22 protein-coding genes and 2 pseudogenes are annotated in these 23451 nt (G+C 73.1%); 13 read left to right on the top strand and 11 right to left on the bottom strand.

The window, feature by feature from the left end; translation table 11 throughout:
* The first annotated feature begins 186 nt into the window (after positions 1-186).
* Positions 187-1746: a peroxidase family protein gene (locus BD833_RS06180; RefSeq protein ID WP_166532248.1), complete on the top strand. Its 1560-nt coding sequence runs from the start codon at positions 187-189 to the stop codon at positions 1744-1746.
* Between the two features lie 82 nt (positions 1747-1828).
* Here BD833_RS06180 and BD833_RS06175 read toward each other — a convergent pair whose 3' ends face one another.
* Complete coding sequence (locus tag BD833_RS06175; protein ID WP_166532247.1) at positions 1829-2578, bottom strand: AfsR/SARP family transcriptional regulator; 750 nt, start codon at positions 2576-2578, stop codon at positions 1829-1831.
* 399 nt (positions 2579-2977) lie between these two features.
* Here BD833_RS06175 and BD833_RS06170 point away from each other — a divergent pair, with 399 nt between their 5' ends.
* Both BD833_RS06170 and BD833_RS06165 read left to right on the top strand, forming a co-directional pair.
* The gene (locus BD833_RS06170; protein WP_166532246.1) at positions 2978-3439 is read left to right on the top strand and encodes a hypothetical protein; all 462 of its coding nucleotides are present in this window, start codon (positions 2978-2980) and stop codon (positions 3437-3439) included.
* Positions 3436-3984, top strand: a complete 549-nt coding sequence (locus tag BD833_RS06165; protein ID WP_166532245.1) for a hypothetical protein — start codon at positions 3436-3438, stop codon at positions 3982-3984. The genes BD833_RS06170 and BD833_RS06165 overlap by 4 nt, the downstream gene beginning before the upstream one ends.
* 53 nt (positions 3985-4037) lie before the next feature.
* Here the strand turns inward: BD833_RS06165 and BD833_RS06160 are convergent, their stop codons facing one another.
* Entirely contained in the window at positions 4038-4970 is a 933-nt protein-coding gene (locus BD833_RS06160) for an NADP-dependent oxidoreductase (protein WP_166532244.1), read from the bottom strand.
* Positions 4971-5036: 66 nt separating this feature from the next.
* Positions 5037-5912 (bottom strand): helix-turn-helix domain-containing protein, encoded by an 876-nt coding sequence (locus tag BD833_RS06155; RefSeq protein WP_166532243.1) that lies wholly within the window; start codon positions 5910-5912, stop codon positions 5037-5039.
* A gap of 147 nt (positions 5913-6059) precedes the next feature.
* On the opposite strand from BD833_RS06155, the gene BD833_RS06150 reads away from it, so the two are divergent.
* The 5 genes from BD833_RS06150 to BD833_RS06130 all read left to right on the top strand — a co-directional run bounded on the left by BD833_RS06150 (position 6060) and on the right by BD833_RS06130 (position 12504).
* The gene (locus BD833_RS06150; protein WP_166532242.1) at positions 6060-7004 is read left to right on the top strand and encodes an ABC transporter ATP-binding protein; all 945 of its coding nucleotides are present in this window, start codon (positions 6060-6062) and stop codon (positions 7002-7004) included.
* Entirely contained in the window at positions 7001-7789 is a 789-nt protein-coding gene (locus BD833_RS06145; RefSeq protein WP_243737477.1) for an ABC transporter permease, read from the top strand. The genes BD833_RS06150 and BD833_RS06145 overlap by 4 nt, the downstream gene beginning before the upstream one ends.
* Before the next feature lie 24 nt (positions 7790-7813).
* The gene (locus BD833_RS06140) at positions 7814-8962 is read left to right on the top strand and encodes a sensor histidine kinase (protein WP_208092378.1); all 1149 of its coding nucleotides are present in this window, start codon (positions 7814-7816) and stop codon (positions 8960-8962) included.
* On the top strand, positions 8962-9594 hold the full coding sequence (locus BD833_RS06135; RefSeq protein WP_166532240.1) for a response regulator: 633 nt from the start codon (positions 8962-8964) through the stop codon (positions 9592-9594). The genes BD833_RS06140 and BD833_RS06135 overlap by 1 nt, the downstream gene beginning before the upstream one ends.
* A 171-nt stretch (positions 9595-9765) precedes the next feature.
* Entirely contained in the window at positions 9766-12504 is a 2739-nt protein-coding gene (locus BD833_RS06130) for an ATP-binding protein (protein WP_243737476.1), read from the top strand.
* An 18-nt stretch (positions 12505-12522) separates the two neighbouring features.
* Here the strand turns inward: BD833_RS06130 and BD833_RS06125 are convergent, their stop codons facing one another.
* Together BD833_RS06125 and BD833_RS06120 are read right to left on the bottom strand one after the other, a co-directional pair.
* Entirely contained in the window at positions 12523-13080 is a 558-nt protein-coding gene (locus BD833_RS06125; RefSeq protein WP_166532238.1) for a hypothetical protein, read from the bottom strand.
* A 161-nt stretch (positions 13081-13241) separates the two neighbouring features.
* Positions 13242-14105 carry an alpha/beta fold hydrolase gene (locus BD833_RS06120; protein ID WP_166532237.1) on the bottom strand — a complete coding sequence of 288 codons (864 nt, stop codon included), beginning with the start codon at positions 14103-14105 and terminating at the stop codon, positions 13242-13244.
* Between the two features lie 453 nt (positions 14106-14558).
* Between BD833_RS06120 and BD833_RS06115 the strand changes: the two genes are divergently transcribed.
* The 3 genes from BD833_RS06115 to BD833_RS06105 are packed head-to-tail and all read left to right on the top strand — an operon-like array spanning position 14559 to position 16551.
* Entirely contained in the window at positions 14559-14882 is a 324-nt protein-coding gene (locus BD833_RS06115; protein ID WP_208092377.1) for a GNAT family N-acetyltransferase, read from the top strand.
* Complete coding sequence (locus BD833_RS06110; RefSeq protein WP_166532236.1) at positions 14882-15607, top strand: flavodoxin family protein; 726 nt, start codon at positions 14882-14884, stop codon at positions 15605-15607. Before BD833_RS06115 ends, BD833_RS06110 begins: the two co-directional genes overlap by 1 nt.
* Positions 15604-16551, top strand: coding sequence for a DUF5996 family protein (locus BD833_RS06105; RefSeq protein ID WP_166532235.1), 948 nt, complete (start codon positions 15604-15606; stop codon positions 16549-16551). The genes BD833_RS06110 and BD833_RS06105 overlap by 4 nt, the downstream gene beginning before the upstream one ends.
* Positions 16552-17256: 705 nt before the next feature.
* On the opposite strand, the gene BD833_RS06100 is transcribed toward BD833_RS06105, so the two are convergent.
* The 5 genes from BD833_RS06100 to BD833_RS06080 form a co-directional block, all read right to left on the bottom strand.
* A complete protein-coding gene (locus BD833_RS06100) occupies positions 17257-17571 on the bottom strand; it encodes a PHB depolymerase family esterase (RefSeq protein ID WP_166532427.1) in 315 nt (104 codons plus the stop codon).
* A 161-nt stretch (positions 17572-17732) separates the two neighbouring features.
* Entirely contained in the window at positions 17733-18383 is a 651-nt protein-coding gene (locus tag BD833_RS06095; RefSeq protein WP_166532234.1) for an NAD(P)H-binding protein, read from the bottom strand.
* Positions 18384-18787: 404 nt separating this feature from the next.
* Positions 18788-19423 (bottom strand): hypothetical protein, encoded by a 636-nt coding sequence (locus tag BD833_RS06090; RefSeq protein WP_208092376.1) that lies wholly within the window; start codon positions 19421-19423, stop codon positions 18788-18790.
* 359 nt (positions 19424-19782) lie between these two features.
* Positions 19783-20502 (bottom strand): ABC transporter permease, encoded by a 720-nt coding sequence (locus tag BD833_RS06085; RefSeq protein WP_166532233.1) that lies wholly within the window; start codon positions 20500-20502, stop codon positions 19783-19785.
* A gap of 23 nt (positions 20503-20525) precedes the next feature.
* Positions 20526-21422 carry an ABC transporter ATP-binding protein gene (locus BD833_RS06080; RefSeq protein ID WP_166532232.1) on the bottom strand — a complete coding sequence of 299 codons (897 nt, stop codon included), beginning with the start codon at positions 21420-21422 and terminating at the stop codon, positions 20526-20528.
* Between the two features lie 146 nt (positions 21423-21568).
* Between BD833_RS06080 and BD833_RS06075 the strand changes: the two are divergent.
* Positions 21569-22396, top strand: a pseudogene (locus BD833_RS06075) (histidine kinase); the annotation flags it as partial.
* On the opposite strand, the pseudogene BD833_RS23450 reads toward BD833_RS06075, so the two are convergent.
* Positions 22313-22564, bottom strand: a pseudogene (locus BD833_RS23450) (hypothetical protein); the annotation flags it as partial. The pseudogenes BD833_RS06075 and BD833_RS23450 overlap by 84 nt on opposite strands.
* Before the next feature lie 236 nt (positions 22565-22800).
* Here BD833_RS23450 and BD833_RS06070 point away from each other — a divergent pair.
* A complete protein-coding gene (locus BD833_RS06070) occupies positions 22801-23403 on the top strand; it encodes a response regulator transcription factor (protein ID WP_166532231.1) in 603 nt (200 codons plus the stop codon).
* Positions 23404-23451 lie beyond the last annotated feature (48 nt).

Genomic DNA, 23451 nt, shown 5'->3' with positions numbered 1-23451 from the left:
GCCGGTGGGGAACCAGCCCAGCCGGCGGGGACGTCGGCTGCGCTGACGCGGTCGTGACGGAGGAGTGACGCCCGCCGCCCAGGATCAGCGCGCGGGGATGAGCGCACGGGATCGGCCGCCGGCGGTCGACCGGCCCGAGCCGTAGCGCTCCCCCGCGAAGCACCCGACGCAGAAGGGGATCCGCTCATGACCACCCGCGATGCCGAGGACGTCGGACGCCCCGACGTCATCACCCCGTCCAACACCACACCCACCCAGCCCAAGCGACACTCGCGGCTGCACCGGGGCGTCGACGTCCTGCCGTCGTCCTCCTTCACGAGCGGCCGGTTCGGCCGGATGTTCCGCCACCTCCCGGTCTTCGAGCACCAGCCGGGTGCCCTGACCGCCCTGGCGGCGAGGATGACGGCCCCCGGGCAGCCGAGGGAGAACGCGACGATCCCGTCGGGGTACACCTACCTCGGTCAGTTCATCGACCACGACATCACCTTCGACCCCGTCTCCAGCCTCCAGCGCCAGAACGACCCCGATGCCCTGCACAACTTCCGGACGCCTCGGTTCGACCTCGACTCCGTCTACGGCCGCGGCCCGGCGGACCAGCCCTACATGTACGAGGAGTCCGGTGGCCTGACCCGCTTCCTGCTCGGTGAGGACGTCGGCGAGGTCCCGGGCGAGGCGAGCGGTGCGGGCCCGGACCTACCGCGCAACATCCCCCGCCGCAGCGGCAGCCACGAGAACTTCTTCGGCCGGGCGCTGATCGGCGACCCGCGCAACGACGAGAACCTGCTGGTGTCCCAGCTGCACTGCACGATGCTGCGGTTCCACAACAAGGTGATGGAGGCCGTGGCACAGACCAGTCCGCTGACCGGTGACAACCTGTTCAAGGAGGTCCAGCGCCTGGTCCGGTGGCACTACCAGTGGGTGGTCGTGCACGACTTCCTGCCGCGGGTGGTCGGGCAGGAGGTCGTCGACGACATCCTGCGCGTCGAGGAGCTCGTCGTCCACGGCCGGCCGGCGATCGCGCTCCTGCGCCCGCGGTTCCGCTTCTACGAGCCGACCAACAGCGCCTACATCCCGGTGGAGTTCGCGGTGGCCGCGTACCGGTTCGGCCACTCGATGATCCGGGGCCGCTACTTCATCAACGACTTCGTGAAGGGACAGACCGGGCCCATCCCCGTCTTCGGCCCGCAGAACCCGCCCGACGAGCTGTCGAACCTCAACGGCTTCCGCCGCCTGCCGGGGCAGTGGGCCGTCGAGTGGAAGTTCCTCTTCGACATGCCCGGGTCGGGAACGGACCCGATGCCCAGCCTGCAGATCGACACGTCGCTGGCCGGCGCACTGGCCGACCTGCCGCGCTCGATCGCGTCGGACCCGCCGCACTCGCTCGCCGAGCGGAACCTCCAGCGGGGCCTGCGGCTGGCACTGCCGTCCGGGACGGCGGTCGCGCGAGCCATGGGCATCACGCCGCTCTCCGCCAACGAGCTCGGCCTGGCCGATCTGGACGCGGCTCTGGCCATGCATCCGCCGCTGTGGTTCTACGTGCTCAAGGAGGCCGAGCTCCTGGAGGGGGGCCGGATGCTCGGTCCGGTGGGCGGGCGCATCGTCGCCGAGGTGCTGCTGGGACTGCTCGCGAACGATCCGCTGTCCTACGTGAACGTCGAGCCGAACTGGACGCCGGCCGCGCCCATGGCGCGGGACGACGGCAGCTTCGACATGCCGCAGCTCCTCCGGTTCGCCATGCAGCCCTGAGCCGCTGAGGAGCTGAGGCCGCGGCCCTTGCGGTTCGCGGCAGGTCGGCCCGGCACGGCCGGGCCGACCTGCCGGAGGCGCGTCAGCGCTGGGGAACGCGTCCCCCGGGCCGGGGGGACGGGACACCGAGCAGGCCCGCGACGAGACGACTCATCTGCCCGCTCGGCCGCACCCCCAGCTCGCGGTCGAAGAGGTGGCGGAAGTACTCGTACGCCCGTAGCGCCTCGGCGACGTTCCCCTCGGCCATGTGCACCTGGATGACCGTGCGGTGCGCACTCTCCCGGAGGGGCTCGGCGCCGACCGCCGCGTACGCGGCCTCGAGCGCGTCACCGAAGCGCCCCGCTGCGATCAGCCGCGCCGCGACCAGTTCGAGCGCGTGCAGGCGCAGCTGCCGCAGCCGCTCCCGTTCGAGGATGACCCAGTCGTCGTACCAACCGGGGAGGAGCTCGCCCCGCATCGCCGCAGCCGGGACCGCCACGTCGTCCAGCGGCGACCGCGGGTCGCGCAGTCGCGCGGCCCAGTGCGCCAACTCGTGGACGTCGACCCGCACACCGTCGGCGAGGCAGAGGTGGACGCCGGACACGCGGACGAGCCCGGGCAGCGCCTTCTGCAGCCGCCACAGGGCCGATCTGAGGCTGCCGTGCGCGTGGTCCTCGGACGCCTCGGGCCACAGCTGACCGGCGAGTGCCGACCGGGGCGTGCGACCGCACAGGCACAGGTGGGCGACGAGCCGCTGGACCGTGTGCGGGAGCTCGCCGCCACCACGCCGCTCGACCGGGGCGTGGATCAGGAAACCGTCGAGCAACGCCACCCGTGGTGCATCGACGTCCATCGCCGCCTCCCTCCCGACCGACGCATCGACTGTCCAGCGTGGCAGGAGCGTGACAGCTCGTAAGGGCCCAAGTACCCGCTCCTGCTCCTCTCCCCCGGGAGCAACTCGTCCAGCCGGCGCTCGACGGTCACGAGCACCGCCCGGCTCGAGGCAGCCACGGCGACGTCGCCTCCTCGGGCGCGCCCGCGTCATGGAGCTGCTGATCCCGGACAGCGGAGCGCGCAATCCCTCTCGTCGGTCTGCGGGGAGCCGTCTGGCCACGGTGGTGAAGCCACGTTGGAACGCCGGACGACGACCACCGCAAGAGGTTCTCCGCCGCTGTTCCGGCGGCAGCTGAGCTGCGAACCGCTGTGGTGTCGTTCCAGCAGCTGGCTGCGTAGTCCCGATTACCCTGCCGGCGTGGCGGACCCCAGTGGATGGAGCGGGGCGTCCGTGCGCTTCGTCCTCGCCTCCCACGAGGGAGCCTGGGAGGTCATGCCGTACGTGGACGACGTCCCGCTCACCGAGCTGGTGACCGCCTACGAGGGCGCCCGGTCCTTCGACGTCGTGGGCGGATACGACCGTGCCATCCTGGCCGACCTGGGTGACGCACAGCGGTTCCTGGGACGAGAACGGCCGTGGCCCGCCCCGTCCGTCTCGCTCCTGGACTGCGACTGCGGCTTTCCGGGGTGCTGGCCCCTGCGGGCCCGCATCCGCCGCTCCGCAGGCCGGGTCGTCTGGGATCGCTTCGAGCAGCCGCACCGCCCCCGCCGGGACTACACCGACTTCGGCCCCTTCGTCTTCGACGGGGGCCAGTACCGCCGGGCCATCGACGAGGCAGTCGGCGATCAGGGGTCTGCGCACGGTGGCGAGCCGGTGTGAGCGGCGAGACCCAGTGGTTCGGCGGACAACCGGGGCGGAACGAGGCTGAGACCGCCTACCTGGCCCGGCTGCGTGAGGAAGTCGGCGGCTGGACCCTCGATGGGCTCTCACCGGGCCATACGTGGGCGGCTGACATCGGCCTCCCCCTCTACATCGACATCGACGTGCCCGGGCTTTCGGAACTGCGTCGTCCTCTGCAGGTCGGCTTCTGGACCGGTGGACCTTCGGCAGGACGTTCCGGCGGGTACGTCCTGCAGGGTGTCTGGGGCGACGACCACCCTCTCGACGACCACGACGGCAACTCCCCGGAGTGCCTCACCGTCATCGGGGTGGACGCCACCCCGGAGCAGCACGCCACCTGGGCGGCGGAGTGGCTCCTGCGTCAGCTCCGCCGTCCCGTCGTCCGCGAGGACTGGTTGCGCGACGGCCGGGTCGTGGCAGCGACCTGGCGGCTGTCCGACACGGGCACGGTTCTCGCGCGCCAGGGCAGCAGCCCTCGGCGCCTTCTCCGGCGCGCACCCGACCGCGTGACGGAGGTCCGCTGACGGAGGAGCTCCCCCGCCGGCGTCGCCGCGGGCCCGTGCTCGGGCAGCCCGGGTCAGGCCGGCTGGACGACGACCTTGCCCTCGATGCGACCGGCGGCGGCTTCGGCGTGCAGCGCGGGCAGCTCGGCCAGCGGGATGCGGCGGGTGACCTCGACCTGCAGCGCCCCGCCGTCGACCAGGGACACCAGCTCGGTGAGGCGGTTCCGGTCGGGCAGCACGAACACCGTCGCCGCGCTGACGCCGCGGGCCTCGTCACCGGGCGTGGCCATGAAGGCGGTGGTGCTGACGACCTTGCCACCGTCGCGCACCAGGGCCACGAGCGCGGCGAACCGGTCGGGATCGATCGGGGCGAGGTTGAGCAGCACGTCGACCTGCTCGTCGACCGCGTCCAGCAGGTCCGTGGTGGTGTGGTCGACGATCTGGTCGGCGCCGGCCGCGCGGACGGCGGCGTCGCTGCGCGGGCTGGCGGTCGCCACGACGTGCACGCCGGCCCGCCTGGCCAGCGCGACGGCGTACTTGCCGACCACGCCGCCGGCACCGTTGATCAGCACCCGCTGCCCGGCGGTCAGCTTGCCGTCGTCGAACAAGGCCTGCCAGGCCGTCAGCGCCACGGACGGGAGCGCTGCCGCGTCGGGCAGCGGGATGGTCGTGGGGGCCGGGACCAGCGCGTCGGCCGGGGCGATCACGTACTCCGCCGCTCCCCCGTCGCGCTCCATCGGCAGGAACCCGATCACCGCGTCCCCCACCCGCAGCCCGCCCGCGCCCTCACCGAGCGCGTCGACCGTGCCCGAGACGTCGTAGCCGGGCACGTGCGGCAGCACGACCGGAATCGGGAGGAAACCGCCGCGCATGCCCGCGTCGGCGGCGTTGAACGCCGAGGCCGCCACCCGCACCCGCACCTGGCCCGCGCCGGGCGTGGGCTGGTCGACGTCCTCGTACCGCAGGACGTCGGGACCGCCGACCTCGGAGAAACGAACTGCCTTCATCGCCTGGACCTGCTCTCTCGGGTGTGTCGTTCGGGACGGCACCCAACGTGGCAGGTTGCAGCGCGGTCATCCTGGGCCGGTTTGGCCCACCCTGACGACCGCCGGTCCATCGGCTGCGCCGACCACCTCCGCCAGCCGGGTCGCATCGCGCGAACCCGGCGCCGCGGTGAGCATGACGGCCGCCAGGTCGTCCCCGGGGATCGCGATCAGGTTCCCGACGAGCGTGACGGAGTCCCCGTCGGACTGGGTGAAGGTCGCGCTGCTCTCGTAGGCCCCCACCGGTCGCGGTGCCCGCCACAGCGTGTCTAACCGCCGGCTCCGGGTCCGCATCTCGTCGACGAGGGCGGCGAGCGACGCATCGCCGGGGTAGCGCAGCAGCGCGGCTCTCAGCTGGGCTGCCTGGATCGCCTCGTGCGCGGTCGCGTCGGCGTCGGACTGCTGGAAGGCGGTGAACGGGTGGCAGAAGATGCGCCAGGCCACGTTCCACTCCCAGCGCTCCCCGGGAAGGTCCCAGTGCTCCAGGGCCAGGAACCCGCTGTTGACCGCGACGACGTTCATCGCCGCATCGGTGACGATCATCGGCGTGTCCGGGAACCGCTCCAGCAGCCGCGTGGCTCCCGGCCCCAGGTCGGTCGGCACCTGCCCGTCCGCGGCGGCGTACCCGGCCAGCGCGCTGAGCCGCTCGTAGTCGGCACGCCCGACCCGCAGGGCGCGGGCGACGGCGTTCACCACACCGGCCGAGGGGTGGCTGCGCCCCTGCTCCAATCGGCGGACGTAGTCCGCGGACATCCCGGCGAGCTCACCGAGTTCTTCCCGCCGCAGCCCGGGCACCCGTCGGCCGCCCGCCGGTAGCCCGACGGTCGTGGGGTCCGTGCCCTCCCGCACGCGACGCAGGGCCGCCCCGAACTCCTGGCGTGTCGCCCCGAACCCCTGGCGTGTCACGGCGTGAGTCTGCCAGGGGACCCGCCCGCCCGGGGGTGCTCCGGCCGTGCGGACGCCGAGGGCCGGACGGACATCCACCGATCGATGGATCCCGATCGTCGCCGGTCGTCCGATGTCCGAGCGGGCGCCGGTCACGAGGCTGGACGCATGACAGCGCAACCATGCCATGGCGCCTCCCCGGCGGTGCGGGTCGACGGCCTTCTCAAGCGGTACGGCGAGAAGGTGGCGGTCCGGGACGTCTCCTTCGAGGTCGGCGAGGGGGAGGTCTTCGGCATCCTCGGCCCCAACGGCGCCGGCAAGACCACCACGGTGGAGTCCATCGCGGGTCTGCGCGTGGGCGACGGCGGCGCGATCCGGGTCCTCGGCATCGACCCGTGGGCCGATCGCCCGGCGCTCACCCGCGTGCTCGGCGTCCAGCTGCAGGAGAGCCGGCTGCAGCCGAAGATCACCGTCGACGAGGCGCTCACCCTCTGGAGCTCCTTCTACGACGACCCGGTGCCGTGGCGCGGCCTCGTCGACCGGCTCGGTCTCGGCGCCCAGGGCGGCACCCGCTTCGCCGACCTCTCCGGGGGGCAGCAGCAGCGCCTGTCGATCGCGCTGGCCCTGGTCGGCCGGCCCCGCGTGGCGATCCTCGACGAGCTGAGCACCGGCCTGGACCCCCAGGCCCGGCGCCAGGTGTGGGAGATCGTCCGCGAGCTGCGCGCCGACGGCGTGACGGTGCTGCTGGTCACCCACTCCATGGAGGAGGCCCAGCAGCTCTGCGACCGGATCGCCATCATCGACGGCGGCCGGATCCGAGCCCTCGACACTCCGGAGGGCCTCATCCGCGGCGCCACCGCCGCCACCGTCACCACGTTCACGGCCTCGGCCGCCGTCGATCTCGAGGATCTCCGCGCCGCGGCCGGCGTCAGCAGCGTCCGTGCCGACGCCGGCCGCATCGTCGTCGAGGGTGCCGACGGCGCCGCCCTCGCCGTCCTCGACCGGCTGCGGCAGCAACGCGTCACGCCGTCCGGGCTGCGCATCGTCGACGGCTCCCTCGACACCGCCTACCTCGACCTCACGTCCACCACCAGCGAGGAGCAGCCGGCATGACCGCCATGTACACCACCCCGACCACCGACACCCGATCCGGCACCGGCGGTGCCGGCGCCGCGGTGCTGCGCGCCGAGGCCCGGCTCTTCGGCCGGGAGCTCGGCTCCCTGTTCTGGATCCTGCTGTTCCCGACGATCCTGCTCCTGATCCTCGGCGCGATCCCCGACTTCCGGGAGGCGGACCCGAGCCTCGGCGGCCAGCGCGTCGTCGACCTCTACGCCTCGATCGCCGTGCTCCTGGCCATGATCATGGCCGCGATCCTGGCCATGCCGGCGGTGATCGCCGGCTACCGCGAGCACGGTGTCCTGCGCCGGCTGCGCACCACCCCCGTGCACCCCGGGGCGCTGCTGGCCGCCCAGGTCGGCCTGCACGCGGCCGCCGTCCTGGTCTCGGTGGTCCTGGCGCTCGGCGTCGCCCGCCTCGCCTACGGCGTGTTGCTCCCCCGCAGCCTGGCCTTCTACGCGCTCTGCACGGTGCTCGCGACGGCGGCGACGTTCGCCATCGGCGCCGTCATCACCGCCTCGGCCAGGAGCGCCCGGGCCGTCCAGACGGTCGGCACCATCGTCTTCTTCCCGACGATGTTCACCGCGGGCGTGTGGCTGCCGGTGCAGTCGATGGGCGGCTGGCTGCACGACGTCGTCGTGCGCACGCCCCTCGGTGCCGCCGCCGAGGCGCTCAACGACGCGCTGGTGGGCCGCACCCCGGACGGCGCCGACCTCGCCGTGATGATGGGCTGGACGGCGGTGCTCGCGCTGGTCTCCGTGCGCGCGTTCCGCTGGGAGTGACGGCCGGCTGCCAGGATGCCCGTCATGACCGAGGCGCAGGTGCTGCGGCTGCTGCCGTTCGCCCTGCTCGCGCTGGGCACCGCGGTCGCCACGATCGCCGCCCCCGAGATCGGGGACGCCGCCGACGTCCGGGTGACCCTGGCGCTGTCCGGCCTCACGGCCGCGTGGATGGCGCTCACGCCCGCCCCGGGCGCGGCGAACTACGTCGGGCGCACGGCTCTCGCGTTCGCGCTGTGCTGGCTCAACCCGTGGTACGCGATCTTCGCCTGGATCGGCTACATCGACGCGTACTCGGCCCTGCGCGGCGCCTGGATCTACGTCGCTGTCGCCGTCGTGGCGATCACCCAGGCCGGCGCCCAGTCCGGCGGGTTCCCACCGGACGAGCCGATCCAGATCGTGGTCTTCCTCGCACTGGTCGGGCTCAACGCCGGGCTGGTGACGGTGTTCATGCGGCTGGCGGAGCAGACCGAACAGCGCAACGCAGAGCTGGAGCGGCTCAACGCCGACCTGCAGCGGCTGCTGGACGAGAACGCCGCACTGCACGCGCAGCTGCTCGTCCAGGCGCGGGAGGCCGGCGTCCAGGAAGAGCGGCAGCGGCTGGCGCGCGAGATCCACGACACGATCGCCCAGGGGCTCGCCGGCATCGTGACCCAGCTCGAGGCGGCCGTCGGCGGCGAGCGCCAGGAGCGGGCGCTGCGGCTGGCGCGGGAGGCGCTCGGCGAGGCACGCCGCTCGGTGCTCGGCCTGGCGCCCCGGGACCTCGACGGCGCCACCCTGCCCGAGGCGCTCACGTCGGTGGTCGACGACTGGGCGGCCGACCGGGCGGTCCGGGCCGACGTGGTGGTCGTCGGCGACGCCGTGCCCCTGCACCCGGAGGTCGAGGCGACCGTGCTCCGGGTCGCGCAGGAGGCGCTCACCAACGTGGCCAAGCACGCCGCGGCCGGCCGGGTCGGGGTGACGCTGTCCTACGACGGCGACGAGGTGGTGCTCGACGTCCGGGACGACGGCACCGGCTTCGACGCCTCCGCTCCCACGACGGCCAGCTCGTTCGGGCTCCGCGGCATGCGCCAGCGGGCCGAGCGCCTCGCCGGCCGGCTCACCCTCGAGTCCCGGCCGGGTGCCGGGACCGCGGTGTCCGTCCGGCTGCCGAAGCTCGCCAGGGAGGCGGCCTGATGCCCGGCACCATCCGGATCGTGGTCGCCGACGACCACCCCGTCGTCCGTGACGGCCTGCGCAGCATGCTCGCCGGGGTTCCCGACTTCGAGGTCGTGGGTGAGGCGGCCAGCGGCCCCGAGGCCGTGGCCCAGGTGCGCGCCACCGACCCCGACGTGGTCCTCATGGATCTGCGGATGCCGGGCGGCGGTGGCGTCGACGCCGTCCGCGCCCTCCGCGCGGAGGGGCTGCGCGCCGCCGTCCTCGTGCTCACGACCTACGACACCGACTCCGACACCATCGCCGCGATCGAGGCCGGGGCCACCGGCTACCTGCTCAAGGACACCCCGGCCGAACGGCTCTTCGAGGCGGTGCGCGCCACCGCGGTCGGCGAGACGGTGCTCTCCCCCGCCGTCGTGGGCCGGCTCGCCTCGCACGTCCGGACGCCGTCCGCGGCCGGATCGCTGAGCGCCCGCGAGCGGCAGGTGCTCGCCCTCGTCGCCCAGGGGACGTCGAACCGGGCCATCGCCGAGGAGCTGTTCGTCAGCGAGGCGACCGTCAAGACGCACCTCGTCCACGTCTACGAGAAGCTCGGCGTACGTGACCGCGCCGCCGCCGTGGCCACGGCCTACGAGCGCGGGATCCTCGGCTGACCAGCGGCCTGATGCCTGTCCGAGGGGCGGAGCGACATCGGCATCACCGGGGGCCTGGGCTCCCGAAGCGACGGGACTGCTGTACGCGAGGGACGTCGCGCGGCACGTTCGCGTCGGTGGAGGGCACCTAGGCTGGCCATGACGGCAGCCGGCGACGGACGGGGAGCCCTGGTGGAGCTCGTGGGCCGGCGCGCCGAGCGCGAGGTGGTCGGGCAGCTGCTCGCCGGCGCGCGTGCCGGGTGCAGCGCCGCCCTCGTCGTGCGCGGGGAAGCCGGCATCGGCAAGACCGCGCTGCTGGGGCACGTCCGCGGCACCGCGGTCTCCGCCGGGTTCCGGGTGGAACATGCGGTCGGGGCGGAGTCGGAGGCGCAGTTCGCCTTCTCCGGCCTGCACCAGCTGTGTGCACCCCTGCTCGATCGCGTGGGTGCGCTGCCCGAACCGCAGCAGGCCGCCCTCGGCGTGGCGTTCGGGTTGCGGGGCGGTGCCGTGCCGGACCGGTTCCTGGTCGGCCTGGCCGTGCTCCACCTGCTGGCCGAGATCGCCGAGGAGGACCCGCTGCTGTGCCTGGTCGACGATGCGCAGTGGCTGGACCAGGCGTCCGCGCAGGTCCTGGCGTTCGTGGCCCGGCGGGTGGGCGCCGAACGTCTGGCGCTCCTGTTCGCGGTGCGCGACCCCGAGGGGGACGAGGTCTCCCCGTTCTCCGGGATATCCGAGCTCCGTCTGGATCGGCTCGGCGAGACCGACGCGTGGGCGTTGCTGACCGCCACCTCGCGCGTACCGCTGGACGAGGTCGTCCGCGCCCGCATCGTCGCCGAGGCACGTGGCAACCCGTTGGCGCTGCTGGAGCTGCCCCGCAGCGCGCAGCCGGCACACCTGGCCGGCGGGTTCGAGCTGCCCGACGGGCCGGACGTCCCTCGCCGCGTCGAGGACAGCTTCCAGCACCGTTCGGGCAGCTTGCCGGCCGAGACGCAGCTCCTGCTGCTGGTCGCCGCGGCCGAGCCGACCGGCGAGGCGGAGGTGTTCTGGCGCGCGGCCGAACGGCTGGGGATCGGCCGCGAGGCAGCTGCGCCGGCGGAGATCGCCGGGCTGCTGGAGATCGATATCCGGGTGCGGTTCCGTCATCCGCTGGTGCGCTCGGCGGTGTACCAGGCGGCCACCCCACCGGATCGTCGCCGCGCCCACGGTGCGCTGGCCGAGGCGACCGATCCGCAGGTCGACCCAGATCGCCGTGCCTGGCACCGCGCGCGGGCGGTGCTCGGAGTCGACGAGGAAGCCGCCGCGGCGCTGGAGCGTTCGGCCGGCCGGGCACAGGCCCGGGGCGGGGTGGCCGCCGCGGGCGCGTACCTGCAGCACGCGGCCGAGCTGACCCCCGAGCCGGCCACCCGTGCGAGACGGGCACTGGAAGCCGCCTACGCCAAGCACGAGGCCGGCGCGTCCGCCGTCGCGCTGGAGCTGCTGGCGATCGCAGCGGCCGGACCGCTGGACGCCCTGCAGCACGCCCGCCTCGAACTGCTGCGGGCCCAGATCGCGTTCCACCTGACCCGCGACAGCACCGTGCCGGGGATGCTGCTGGACGCGGCCAAGATGCTCGCCCCGCTGGATCCCGCGCTGTCCCGCGAGACCTACCTGCACGCTCTGGACGCAGCGGTCATCAACGGTGAGGGCGACGCCGTGCAGATCGCCCGGGCAGCCCTGGCCGCTCCCCCGGCCGAGACACCGGCGCGACCCGTCGATCTGCTCCTCGATGGCCTTGCGGAGGCCCTGACGGGTGGCTACGCGGCGGGAGCACCCGGGCTGCGGCGTGCCCTGGAGGCGTTCCGCGACGCCCCGCTCACGAAGCCGGAGCAGGACCGCCGGAGCGACCACTGGCTGTGGTTGGCCGCCCGCAACGCGGTGGCGGTCTTCGACGACGGGCTGCTCTCCACATTGGCCAGTCGCAACGTCCAGCTGGCTCGTCAGGCCGGGGGGCTGGCGACGCTCCCCGCGGCGCTGAGCTTCCTGTCCATCACGTCGGTCCTGATGGGCGAGCTCGCCCGAGCCGACGAGCTCGCCACCGAGGCGACCACGATCACGCTGGCCACCGGCGGCGTCCGGCTGCGGCACGCGCACGTCATCCTGAGCGCCTGGCGTGGCGACTCCGCCGGGACCACGGCGCTCGACGCCACCATCGCCGAGGACGTGGCCTACCCCGACGAGGGCACGGAGATCCTCCTGGCCCGGTATGCGGTGGCGGTGCTGCACAACGGGCTGGGCGACTACCCGGCAGCGCGGGAGGCCGCGGCACGGCTGTGCGGGTCCCGGGAACTGTCGCTGAGCAGCGCGGGTCTCCCTGAGCTGGTCGAGGCGTGCGTCCGTGCCGGTCGACCGGAGGAGGCGGCTGCCGCGGCGGAGGAGCTCAGCTCCCGAGCCGACGCCGCCGGGACCCCCTGGGCGCTCGGGCTGGCGGCCCGCTCGCGAGCCCTGATCGGCACCGGCCCGACCGCCGAGGACGACTACCGCGAGGCGATCGAGGAGCTCACGAACTCCCGGATGGCGGCCCACCTGGCCCGCACCCACCTCGTCTACGGCGAGTGGCTGCGCCGCGAGGGCCGGCGTCAGGACGCCCGGGACCAGCTCCGCACCGCGCACGACCAGCTGACGCGCATGGGGGCCGCCGCGTTCGCCGCACGCGCCGCCCGCGAGCTGCGCGCCACCGGGGAGCACCCGCGCAGCCGGACCGCGCAGCCGACCGATGCGCTCACCGCCCAGGAGCTGCACATCGCGCGGCTCGTGGCCACGGGCGCCACGTCGCGCGAGGTCGGCGCGCAACTCTTCCTCAGCCCTCGCACGATCGAGGCCCACCTGCGCAACATCTTCCGGAAACTGGGCATCACGTCCCGCCGACAGCTCAGGGAACTCCGGCTCCCCTGACCGAGGCGCCGGCTCCCCTCACCCGGCCGCGGAGGACCGTCGCTCCTCCATCTCCGCCGCCTCGTCCTCGGCGCGGTCGAAGGTGTACATGACGACGGTCGCCGTGCTGGTGAAGGCGGCGACGAGCGCGAGCAGCAGCGACGGGACGAATGCCGACGGAGGAGGCAGCCACCCCGCGGCGGCCCACGGCAGGACCACCAGCAGGAGGACCAGGACGGTCGTCGCGATCTCGTTCACGGCGACGGACGGCGACATGTGCGTCGCCCCCCTCGCCATGATCCGGCGGGAGGTGTCGACGGTCGCCGCGACGAGCGCCGCGCCCAGCAGTGCGAACGAGGCCGCAGCCCAAACGGGTCCCATCCCCACGAGGACCATCGGCACGAGCAGCGGGAGGCTGTAGGCCGCGAGCACCCACCGGGCGCCGGACCGCATGTAGCGGTCCGCGGCCCCGCCCGACCCGCGCGCGTGGTGCAGCGAGGAGTTGAGGTAGAAGAGCACCCCGACGGTGAACGTGCCGAGCAGGGTCGCGGAGATCCCGGCCGTGCTGAGCAGGAATGCGTCCGACACGTCTCGCACGTGCTCGCCCCCTTCCGCGGGAGTGCGCTTGGGAACGACGGCCGGGAAAGCCAGCCGCCCACCCCCGGGGGCAGCGGCCGGCCGTCCACCGGATCAGGCGCGGCCCCGCCGTCCGGTGGTCCCGGGCTGCTCGGGTCCCACGCTTCTGGGCACGCGCTGTCTCACGTCGACCGGGCGTCGCGGGCCGAGCCGAGGAACTTGCGCAGGGCGGCGTTGACCTCGGCCGCGTGCGTCCAGAGCAGCCCGTGCGGAGCGCCCTCGATCTCCACGTACTGCGCATCGGGGAGAGCCCGGTGGAAGCGGCGGGCCGTGGCATCGATCGGCAGGATGTTGTCAGCGGTGCCGTGCAGGATCAGCGCCGGCGTGCCGCTGTCGCGGACCGCCTCGACGTCGGCGCGGAAGTCCTCGATCCAGGAGGAGACGACGGCGTGGGCCGCCACCGGCGCGCTGGAGAAGGCGACGTTCCAGCTGCCGGTGACCGCCTCCTGGCTGATCCGGCTGCCGAGGTTCTCCTCGAGGTTGTAGAAGTCGCCGAAGAACTGGGTGAACCAGGCGTAGCGGTCACCCTTCGCCGCGGCCTCGATGCCGTCGAACACCTTCTGCGGCACGCCCTCGGGATTGTCGTCCCGCTCGACGAGGAAGGGCTCCACCGAGGCGAGGAACGCGAGCTTCGCGACCCGGTCGGAGCCGTACCGCGAGACGTAGCGGGCGAGCTCACCGGTCCCCATGGAGAAGCCGACGAGGACGACGTCCCGGAGGTCGAGGGTCTCCAGGAGCGTCTTCAGATCGGCGGCGAACGTGTCGTAGTCGTAGCCGGAGCCCACCTTCGACGACCGGCCGAAACCGCGCCGGTCGTAGGTGAGCACGCGGTAGCCGGCGGCGAGTAGCTCCCCCGTCTGGCGTTCCCAGCTGGCACCGCTCAGCGGATACCCGTGGATCAGGACGACGGGCTGGCCCGCCCCCTGGTCCTCGTAGTACAGCTCGACCGGGGTGCTGTTCTCGCTGCCCACGGTGAGGTAGCCCATGATCCGACTCCTTCTCGGCGCGCTGACGATGGACGGTGCCCGGCTGATCCGGTGGTGCCGGTCTGCCGCATCGTGAGGCTCGTCCCTGTGGTGGCGCCTTCGCGTCGGTGGAACCCACGTAGCTGTCCACCGGCGGTCACCACGCCCGCCTCCGGCGCCGTGCCGCACGACGCCGACCTACGTGGATCTCACCGACGCGAGGCCTTCGACGCCGCTGTCAGTCTGACGGCGCGGCAGGGGAAGAGCACGGGCGTGCCGATCGGGTATCGCGGCGGCAGACCGGGTCCGGACACCGCCACGACGCCGGCGGTCCCGCCATCCGCGCCGACACGACCGGAGAGGGATCGACGTCGACCCGATGCGCATCGCGACCGGCCGTGGACCCGGGGGCCGGACGGCACACCCGCCGCCGGCCGCCGGCACTCCGGACCCCACCACCTACGGCAGAAGGGCATGACGATCATGTCGGCTGACATCACCGTGACCAGGAACCCCGACCGGCGGCGCTACGAGGCCTCTGCCGGAGGGACCACGATCGCGGGCTTCATCGACCACCAGGAGACCAGCGAGCTGGTGGTGCTGACCCACACCGAGGTCGAGGCCTCGTTCGAGGGCCGAGGAGTCGGCAGCGCGCTGGCCCGCGCCGCGCTGGACGACATCCGCGACCGCGGGCTGAGGGCGCTGGTGATCTGCCCCTTCATCCTCGGCTGGCTACGGAACCACCACGAGTACCGCGACCTGCTCTTCAACGCTCCTCCGGCCAAGGCCACGGACTAGTGGCCCCGGCCAGGATCGAGCAGCCCGACTTCTCCGGGCTGCGCGCGACGTACGTCAACTGCACCCTCAACCGCTCCCCCGAACGCAGCCACACCCAGGGCGTGATCGATCGCAGCGTGGCGATCATGGAGGCGAACGGCGCATCGGTGGACCAGATCCGCGCTGTCGACCACGACATCGCGACCGGCGTCCGCCCGGACATGACCGAGCACGGGTGGGAGATTGACGAGTGGCCGGCTCTGCTGACCCGGGTCCTGGCCGCCGACATCCTGGTCATCGCCGGACCGATCTGGCTCGGCGACAACAGCTCGGTGACCCGACGGGTGATCGAGCGGCTCTACGGCTACTCCGGCGTGCTCAACGAGCACGGCCAGTACGCCTACTACGGGCGGGTCGGTGGCTGCCTGCTCACTGGCAACGAGGACGGTCTCAAGCACTGCGCCATGAACATCCTCTTCAGCCTGCAGCACCTCGGGTTCACCGTCCCGCCCCAGGCCGACGCGGGCTGGCTGGGCGAGGTCGGCCCCGGCCCCACTTACCTCGACGAGGGCTCCGGCGGCCCGGAGAACGACTTCACCAACCGCAGCATCGCCTTCATGGCCTACAACCTGCTGCACCTCGCGTCCATGATGCGGCGCGCCGGCGGTATCCCCGCCTACGGCAACCAGCGCACGGCCTGGGACGCCGGCTCGCACCCCGACCACGCCAACCCGGAGTACCGATGACCGACCCGACGACGAACTGGCCGACCCTCCGGGTCTCGGACTGGACCGCCACCCGCGACACCCTGCACATGTGGACCCAGATCGTGGGGAAGATCCGCATGGCCCACACCCCGCTGCTCAACCACTGGTGGCAGGTGACCCTCTACGTCAGCCCGCGCGGATTGACGACGTCGGCCATCCCGCACGGGACGGGAGCCTTCGAGATCGAGTTCGACTTCCTCGGCCACCGGCTCGAGGTCCGCAGCAGCACCGGCGGTGTCGGGGGCTTCCCGCTCCGGCCGATGCCGGTCGCCGAGTTCTACTCCCGGACCCTGGACGTGCTCGCCCGGCTCGGTATCGAGGCATCGATCCGGCCCTCCCCGAACGAGGTCGACCCGGCGATCCCCTTCGCCGAGGACCACGAGCACTCCTCCTACGACGGCGAGTCGGTCACCCTCTTCTGGCGACAGCTGTTGCAGGCGAACCGGGTGATCGGCGAGTTCCGGTCCTCCTTCGTCGGCAAGGTCAGCCCGGTGCACTTCTTCTGGGGCGCGATGGACCTCGCCTGCACGCGCTTCTCCGGGCGCCCTGCTCCGGCACACCCCGGCGGGGCGCCCAACTGCGGGGACTGGGTCATGGTCGAGGGCTACTCCCGGGAGCTGTCCAGCTGCGGGTTCTGGCCCGGTGGCGGAGAGGAGGGCGCCTTCTACTCCTACGCCTACCCCGCACCCGTCGGCTTCGCCGATCAGCCGATCGGTCCCGACGGGGCCTACTTCAGCACCGAGTTCCAGCAGTTCCTGCTGCCCTACGAGGTCGCCCGCGCCGCGCCCGACCCCGACCGCGCGGTCGCCGAGTTCCTCAGCACCACGTACGAGGCGGCCGCGCAGCTCGGACGCTGGGACCGGGCCGCGCTGGAGGACGATCCCCTCCGGTGGCACCCGGCTCCAGCGGTCTCCGACCGCTGAGGGCGCTCCGCTCACCGGCAGCGCGGAGCCGCAGATGCCGGCTGAGGCGGGTGCACCCGGGGGCCCGCTACGCCGAGCTCGCCCTCGCCGCGCGGCGCGGCCATCAGGTGGAGACGACCGCGCTGCACGCGGCCGATCTCGGCGCGGCAAGCGGACCTCATCGGGGCACCGAGGTCGCGTTCGTCCACTACGCGCTGGCGGTGCTGCACAACGGGCGGGGAACTACCCGGCGGCGCAGGATGCCGCGGCGCGGGCGTGCGAGGCCTACGAGATGACGCACAGCAACGTGGCCCTCCCCGAGCTCGTCGAAGCGGCATCCCGTGGCGGCCGGCCCGACCGTGCGGCCATCGCACTGGAGCAGCTCAGCTCGCGAGCCCGTGCCAGCGGCACTCCGTGGGCGCTCGGGTCGTGGGCGCGCTCGTGCGCGCTGACCAGCACCGGTCCGGCCGCCGAGCAGCATTCTCGGAGGCCATCACGCAGCTCCGGAAATGCCGGATCGCCACCCACCAGCGCGATGGCAGGCCGAGGTCGTGGCGTGGCGCGAACCGCCAGGTGAGCGCGGCGGCGTCCGGTCCGGCGGGACCGGTGAAGAGGCCTTCCCCGTCGGGCTCCGGCCACGCGTGGCCCATCCCGTGCACCAGGTAGTACTCGACGAGCGTGCGCCCCGCGGAGGTCTCGTGGACGGTGCGCTCGTACGCGTGGCGGTCAACCGCAGCCGGAACGGAGGTCGTGGTGGCGGTGAGCGCGAGCCTGTCGTTGGACAGACCGTGCGACCCCCGCGAGGAGGGCAGCCTCACCGGCTCCGCGCAGCTGGTTCCGCGGATCGGACGAGTTCCAGCAGTTGATCAGGTTCTCGGAGGGCCGCTGGGTCGGGTAGACGACGATGAAACCCTCGCCGTCGGCGAGGACGTCGAACTGCGTGGTGCTCTTCATCGAGTTCACCCCGAAGCCGGTCATCCCGCACCCGTGGATCGCCATCACCACGGGGAGCCCGGTGCGCCCGTCGTACTGCGGCGGCAGGTGGACCTGGTAGTGCTGCCGGGTGCCGCCCGCGCCGCGGTGGACGTGGAAGGAGTCGCCTTCCCCGCCTCAACACGGCAACCCGAGATGGACCACTTTCAGCACGGCGACGGCTGCGGCGACCAGGACGGCCACGACACCCGCTGCGACCCACGGCCGCCTCATCGGAGGTTCCCCCGGACGGCGGAGGCGATCGGCGTCTCCCCCGCGTTGAGCTCCAGGATCTGCCGGCGGATCCGGGGTTCGTGCAGGAGCTCGGCCAGGGTGGCCGCGACGTCCTCGCGCGGGATCTCATCGTGCGGTTGGGCAGGGCCGAGGGCGACCCTCCCGGTCCCGCCGCGATCGACGAGCATCGAGGGCCGGAGGATGAGCCAGTCGAGGTCGCTCAGGCTCACCGCGACGTCGGTGAGCTTCTTCACCGCGAAGTAGTGCTCCTCGTCGTCGCCGAGGTCGCGCTCGCGCCACGCCTCGGGCAGCACCGAGACCAGCGCGAAGCGCCGCACCCCGGCGAGCCGGGTGGCCTCGAGCGCCGTGACGACACCTTCGCCGTCGACGGCGTCCGTGACGTCCCTCCGCCCACCGTTGGACCCTGCGGTGTACACCACCGCGTCGACCCCGCCGAGCATGGCTGCCAGCGACTCGGCGGTCAGCACACCGATGTCGCCGACCCGCACCTCGACGTCCCGCGTGGCGAGCTCGGCGCGCTGCTCGTCCCGACGCACCAGTCCGGACACGACGTCCCCCCTACCGGTCAGGTCCCTCGTCAGGAGCCCCCCGACGGCGCCGCTGATCCCGATGATGAAGACCCTCACCACGGGCTCCTTCGCCGCGTGTCCGACCACGTCCCCGCGCCGTCGGTCACGGCCCGAGCCAGCTGGCCGCGGCCATCCCGACGGGGATGAAGAAGAAGCCTCCGTAGAAGGCGAACTCCCACCGGAGCGAGGCCATGGATGCACTGCCGGCCGCACGAGGAGTGGCGGGTCGGCGGTGGTGCCGGACGACCACGACAGGGGGCTCGGGGTAGGACGCCGCACGCCCGCGCGCTGCGTACGCCGGGGACTGTTCGAGCCGGGTCGTCGTGGCCATGCCGTCAGGTTCCCGTCGACCGCGGCACGCTCGCGTCGGTAGAACCCCCTGTGTACGCAGGTGACCGCTACCGACGCAGGCCCGATCGCCCTGGGGCGATCACCGCGGCGGTCCGCGTTCCGGCAGCGCGTCAGTTCGCGGCGCCGTCGAGCAGCCAGTGGTACCGGAGCCGGAGCGCTCGCTCCGCACTGGCCGCCGCCGCACCCACGCCCAGGGTGATCGTGAGCCACAGCGGCAGCTGGAGCGGGGCGTCGAAGCCCCCGTAGCGGTCGACCACGGGCGGGATCCGACCGATCGCGTCCACGAGCTCGAGGACGACGACGCCCACGCCGAGGACGAGCAGCGTCACGGACGCGGCGCCGATGAACCGGCTCAGGGCCGGATGGTCGTGCTCGAGGCGAGCCCGACGCCCCGCCGCGGAGCGCGGGTCCGGGACGAGTTGCCGCTCTCCCCCGTCCGGCGTGACGTAGTGGCAGCGCTTGAGCCCGAACATGCTCGCGGCCACCTCGATCACGCCGCCTTCGACGGGGAAGGCCGCGGGGACCTTCGACGTGGCGTGGTGCCGGCCGTCCCGGTAGAGCTCGGCCAGGACGCGGCCGTCCTCGTCGCCCGCCGGCCGGAGATCGACGGCGTAGACGGTCCGGTGATCGTCGGCGTCGAGCAGGGAGAGGTAGAACAGGGAACGGCTGAGCTGCCACCACCGGAAGGGCTGCAGCGGGCGCCCGTTCCCGGGCTTCACGCGCCTGGCGGCCCGACGCCGTCGCACCTCCTCGAACACTCCTCCGCCCCTCACGCCGACGTCTCGTCCGGCGGCGGGTGCGACTCCGCCGCCGACGGCTCGTCCAGTCCGGCATCTCCCGCGGCAGCGGCTCGGTCGAGCCGCCACGCGGGCCTCGCCGGGTCAACGGCGGAACCGGTCACGTCGGGGTGCTCGGCCACCGGGCGCCCGAGGGAACGGATGGCAGGTAGCCCCGCAGTCCGCTCGGGCAGACGGCGCCGGACGGGTCGCCGCCCCGCCCGGGAGTCCGCCGCGAGCTGCCGGGCGGCCGTGACCGATGCCGGCTCGGGGCTGTTCATCGTGTCCTCACCGGGTGGCGGTCGAGACGATCAGCAGTTCCGCCGCGGTCATCGGCGCGGCTCCCAGCGGAAGAACCGCGCGGCGAGCACGACCGCCACGACGACCCAGCCGAGCGTCGGGCCGAGCAGGAGCAGCGAGTCGGCGACCGGGACGCCGCCGTTCCAGGCGTCGATGACCAGCTCGGTGGCCGAGCCGCCGGGCACCAGCCGCTTCAGCCAGGTGAGGTCCGCCGTCCCGGCGATGCCGATCCAGCTCGCCACGCCGATCGCGCCCAGGCTGATCGGCAGGGTGGTGACCTGCGCCTGCTCGGGGGAACTGGTCACCCCGGCCGTGGCGAGCCCCAGGGCCAGCAGCATGAGGAATGCCGCGACGATCGCCGTGACCAGGAGCACCACGTCGGACGGGCGCCCGCTGACCGCGGCGAAGACCGTCAGCATCACCGCCACCTGCACCACCGCGATGACACTGACCGGGAGCACCAGGCCGATCAGGATGGCCGGGTCGCTGGCGGCGGTGGACCGCAGCCGCTTGAGGAAGAGGGTCTGCCGGCGGGCGGCCAGCACGGTCACGACCGTGGCGTAGAGGCTGAACGCGCCGACGGTGAACACGAGCACCGCCCCGATGTAGCCGAGCCCGCCGGCTCCCTCGAGCAGGTCGCGGCTGTAGATGAAGAAGGCCGCCGCGGCAGCGGGCATGAGGAGATTGGCGATCAGCACGGACCGGTTGCGGAAGATCTGGATCAGTTCGCTGCGGGCGATGGGGAGCATGACGGATTCCCTTCGGTACGGGGTCAGGAGGTGGCGGGCTCGGAGCCGACGGCGCGGAAGACGTCGTCCAGGCGGGTGGGCGCCGCGGACAGCCCGAGCAGCTCGACGGCGTGGTCGTCGGCCCAGTCGAGCAGCTGCTTGAGGTCGCGCTGCATGTCGAAGGTCTCGACCACGTAGGCGTTCCCGGAGACCGGGGCGGAGTGCATCGGCGGCGTCGCGGTGCCGGGTGGCAGGGAGAACTGGATGGACGCCGGCAGGGCCCGGGTCAGCTCCGACACGGTGCCCTGCTGGCGCAAGGTGCCCTGGTGCATCAGGCCGATGCGATCGGCCCGTTGCTGGGCCTCCTCCAGGTAGTGCGTGGTCAGCACGACGGTGGCTCCGTCCTCGCGCAGCTGCTGCACGACGTCCCAGAGGGCGTCCCGGGACTGGATGTCCAGCCCGGTCGTGGGCTCGTCGAGGAAGATCAGCTCCGGCCTGCCGTAGACGGCGGTGGCGAAGTCGAGTCGTCGCTTCTCGCCGCCGGACAGCTGGGACACCCGCGTGTCCGTCTTGTGGGAGAGATCGACGGTCTTCAGCACGGCGTCCAGGGCGTCGACCCGCCCGGTGAGCCGGCCGATCAGCCGGACGGACTCCGAGACGGTGAGATCGTCCGAGAAGCCGCTCTCCTGGAGCATGATCCCCGTCCGGGGCCGGATGGCGCCCCGGTCCGTCGGGGGCTGGCCGAAGACGCGCACCGTTCCCGATGCCGCCTCCCGGTGCCCTTCGATCACCTCCAGGGCGGAGGTCTTCCCTGCTCCGTTGGTGCCGAGGAGCGCATAGAGCTCCCCGGGTTCGACCTGGAAGGACAGGTCCTTGACGGCGTGGAAGTCGCCGTACCTGACGTTCAGCTCGTCGACGTCGATGACCGGGTTCGTGGACATGCCTCCATGGGACAGGCGTCCGTCTGGGCGGCCCAGTGTCGTGGTGTCAGCTCATGGCATGACGTCGTCACGGCGCTCGCATGACGTCGTCACGGCACCCTCCATGACGCGGCGTCACTACCGGGGCGTAGGCGCCGGGGTCGAGGATGATGCGCACCGCTGCTCCCCGCCCCGGAAGGCCGCCCGTGGATCGAAGCCCCCGTCCGGCACTCCCGGAGCCGACCACAGCCGGATCGGCCGCCGCGACGCAGGTCTCGCGACGGCGGTTCCGGACGCTCAACCTCGCCCTCTTCCTGCCGCTGCTGGCCACCGTCGGGGCGCTCCTGGTGGCGCGGCAGGCCCAGAGCTGGGGGCAGGCCGCCGTCCTCGGGCTCGGGATCGTGGCGGCGCTGGTCGCCTTCGAGCGGTGGACGGCCGGCGACGTCGCCCGCGTCGCGGTCCCCTGCCTGGCCGTGGCCGCCGGGACCTGGCCCTTCGGCCTGCTCGTGGTCGACAGCAGGAACCAGGGGGCGTTCTACGCGATCGCCGTCGTCGGCTCCCTCGTGGTGTCCCAGCTGCCCCGCCACCGCGGTCCAGCGGCGAGCGGCCTGGTCGTCTACGTCGCCGCGGTCGGCCTCATCGGCCTGCTGACGCAGAGCCCGGCCGACGCGGACGGCGTGATCGAGTACGTGATCCTGCCGACCGGCTTCACCGCGATCGTCACCGGGCTGATGTTCCCCAACAAGCGCTTCTACGACGTCGTGGCCGACCTCGAGGAGGCCCGGGAGCGCGACGCGGAGCTGGCGGTCATGCGGGAGCGGATGCGTTTCGCCGGCGACCTGCACGACATCCAGGGGCACACCCTGCACGTCGTGAAGCTGAAGATCGCGCTGGCCCGCAAGCTGATCCACAGCGATCCCGAACGGGCGGAGCAGGAGCTGGGCGAGATGTACGCACTGGTCGGGGACACGATCGCCCAGACCCGGGAGCTCGCGTACGGGCAGCGCCGGCTGAACCTCGCCGCGGAGCTGGAGAACGCGAAGAACCTGCTCGAGGCCGCCGGGGCCCAGGTCCGCGTCGACTCCGAAGGCGACGCCGGCGCCCCCGCCGACGACCTGCTGGCGCAGGTGCTCCGGGAGACGACGACGAACATCCTGCGCCACTCACGGGCGACGCTGGTGCACATCGCGATCTGCGAGCACAGCATCAGCGTCGTCAACGACGGCGCCATCGACGACGTGCTGCCGGAGCTCCGGGGCCTGGCCACGCTCGGGCACCGGGTGTCCGACGAGGGCGGCGAGCTCACCGTCCAGCTCGAGGGCGGCCGGTTCCGCACTGCGGCGACCTTCCCCGCGCCGACGTCCGCCGCGCAGCCGGCGACGGCCGGGGAGGCCCGCCGATGACCAGCGTCGTCCTGGTCGACGACGAGGTGCTGCTCCGGAGGGCGCTGGCCTCCCTGCTGCCGCTCGAAGGTGACATCACGGTGCTGGCGGAGGCCGCGGACGGGGCGGCGGCGGTGGACGCGACGCTCACCCACCGCCCGGACGTGCTGGTGATCGACCTGGAGATGCCCGGCGTCGACGGGCTGGACGCGGTCGCCGCCATCCGTCGCGAGCTGCCCGGCCAGGTCGTGCTCATGCTGACCCGCCACGCCCGGCCGGGCGTCCTGCGCAGCGCGCTCAAACTGGGCATCCAGGGGTTCGCCAGCAAGTCCGCGGAACCGGCGCACATCGCCGCGGTCATCGCCGCGCTGCACGGCGGCCGGCGATGGATCGACCAGGACGTCTCGGTCGCGGCGATCGCTGACGACTGCCCGCTGACCGACCGGGAGCTCGACGTCCTGCGGGTCACCCGCGACGGCTACTCGGTGGCCGAGATCGCCGGCCGCATGCACCTGGCGCCCGGCACGGTGCGCAACTACCTCTCCAGTGCCATGCAGAAGACCCAGACCCGCACCCGGCACGAGGCCGCCCGCTACGCCCGGGAGCACGACTGGCTGTGAAGCCGTCGCCGACGTGCTCGCCCTGCGTACGCGCGCCGATGCGACCGT

This window comes from Blastococcus xanthinilyticus (assembly GCF_008124835.1).
Lineage (GTDB): Bacteria > Actinomycetota > Actinomycetes > Mycobacteriales > Geodermatophilaceae > Blastococcus > Blastococcus xanthinilyticus.
The sequence above is the reverse complement of the archived record's forward strand: the minus strand, read 5'-3'. Positions and strand labels throughout refer to the sequence as shown.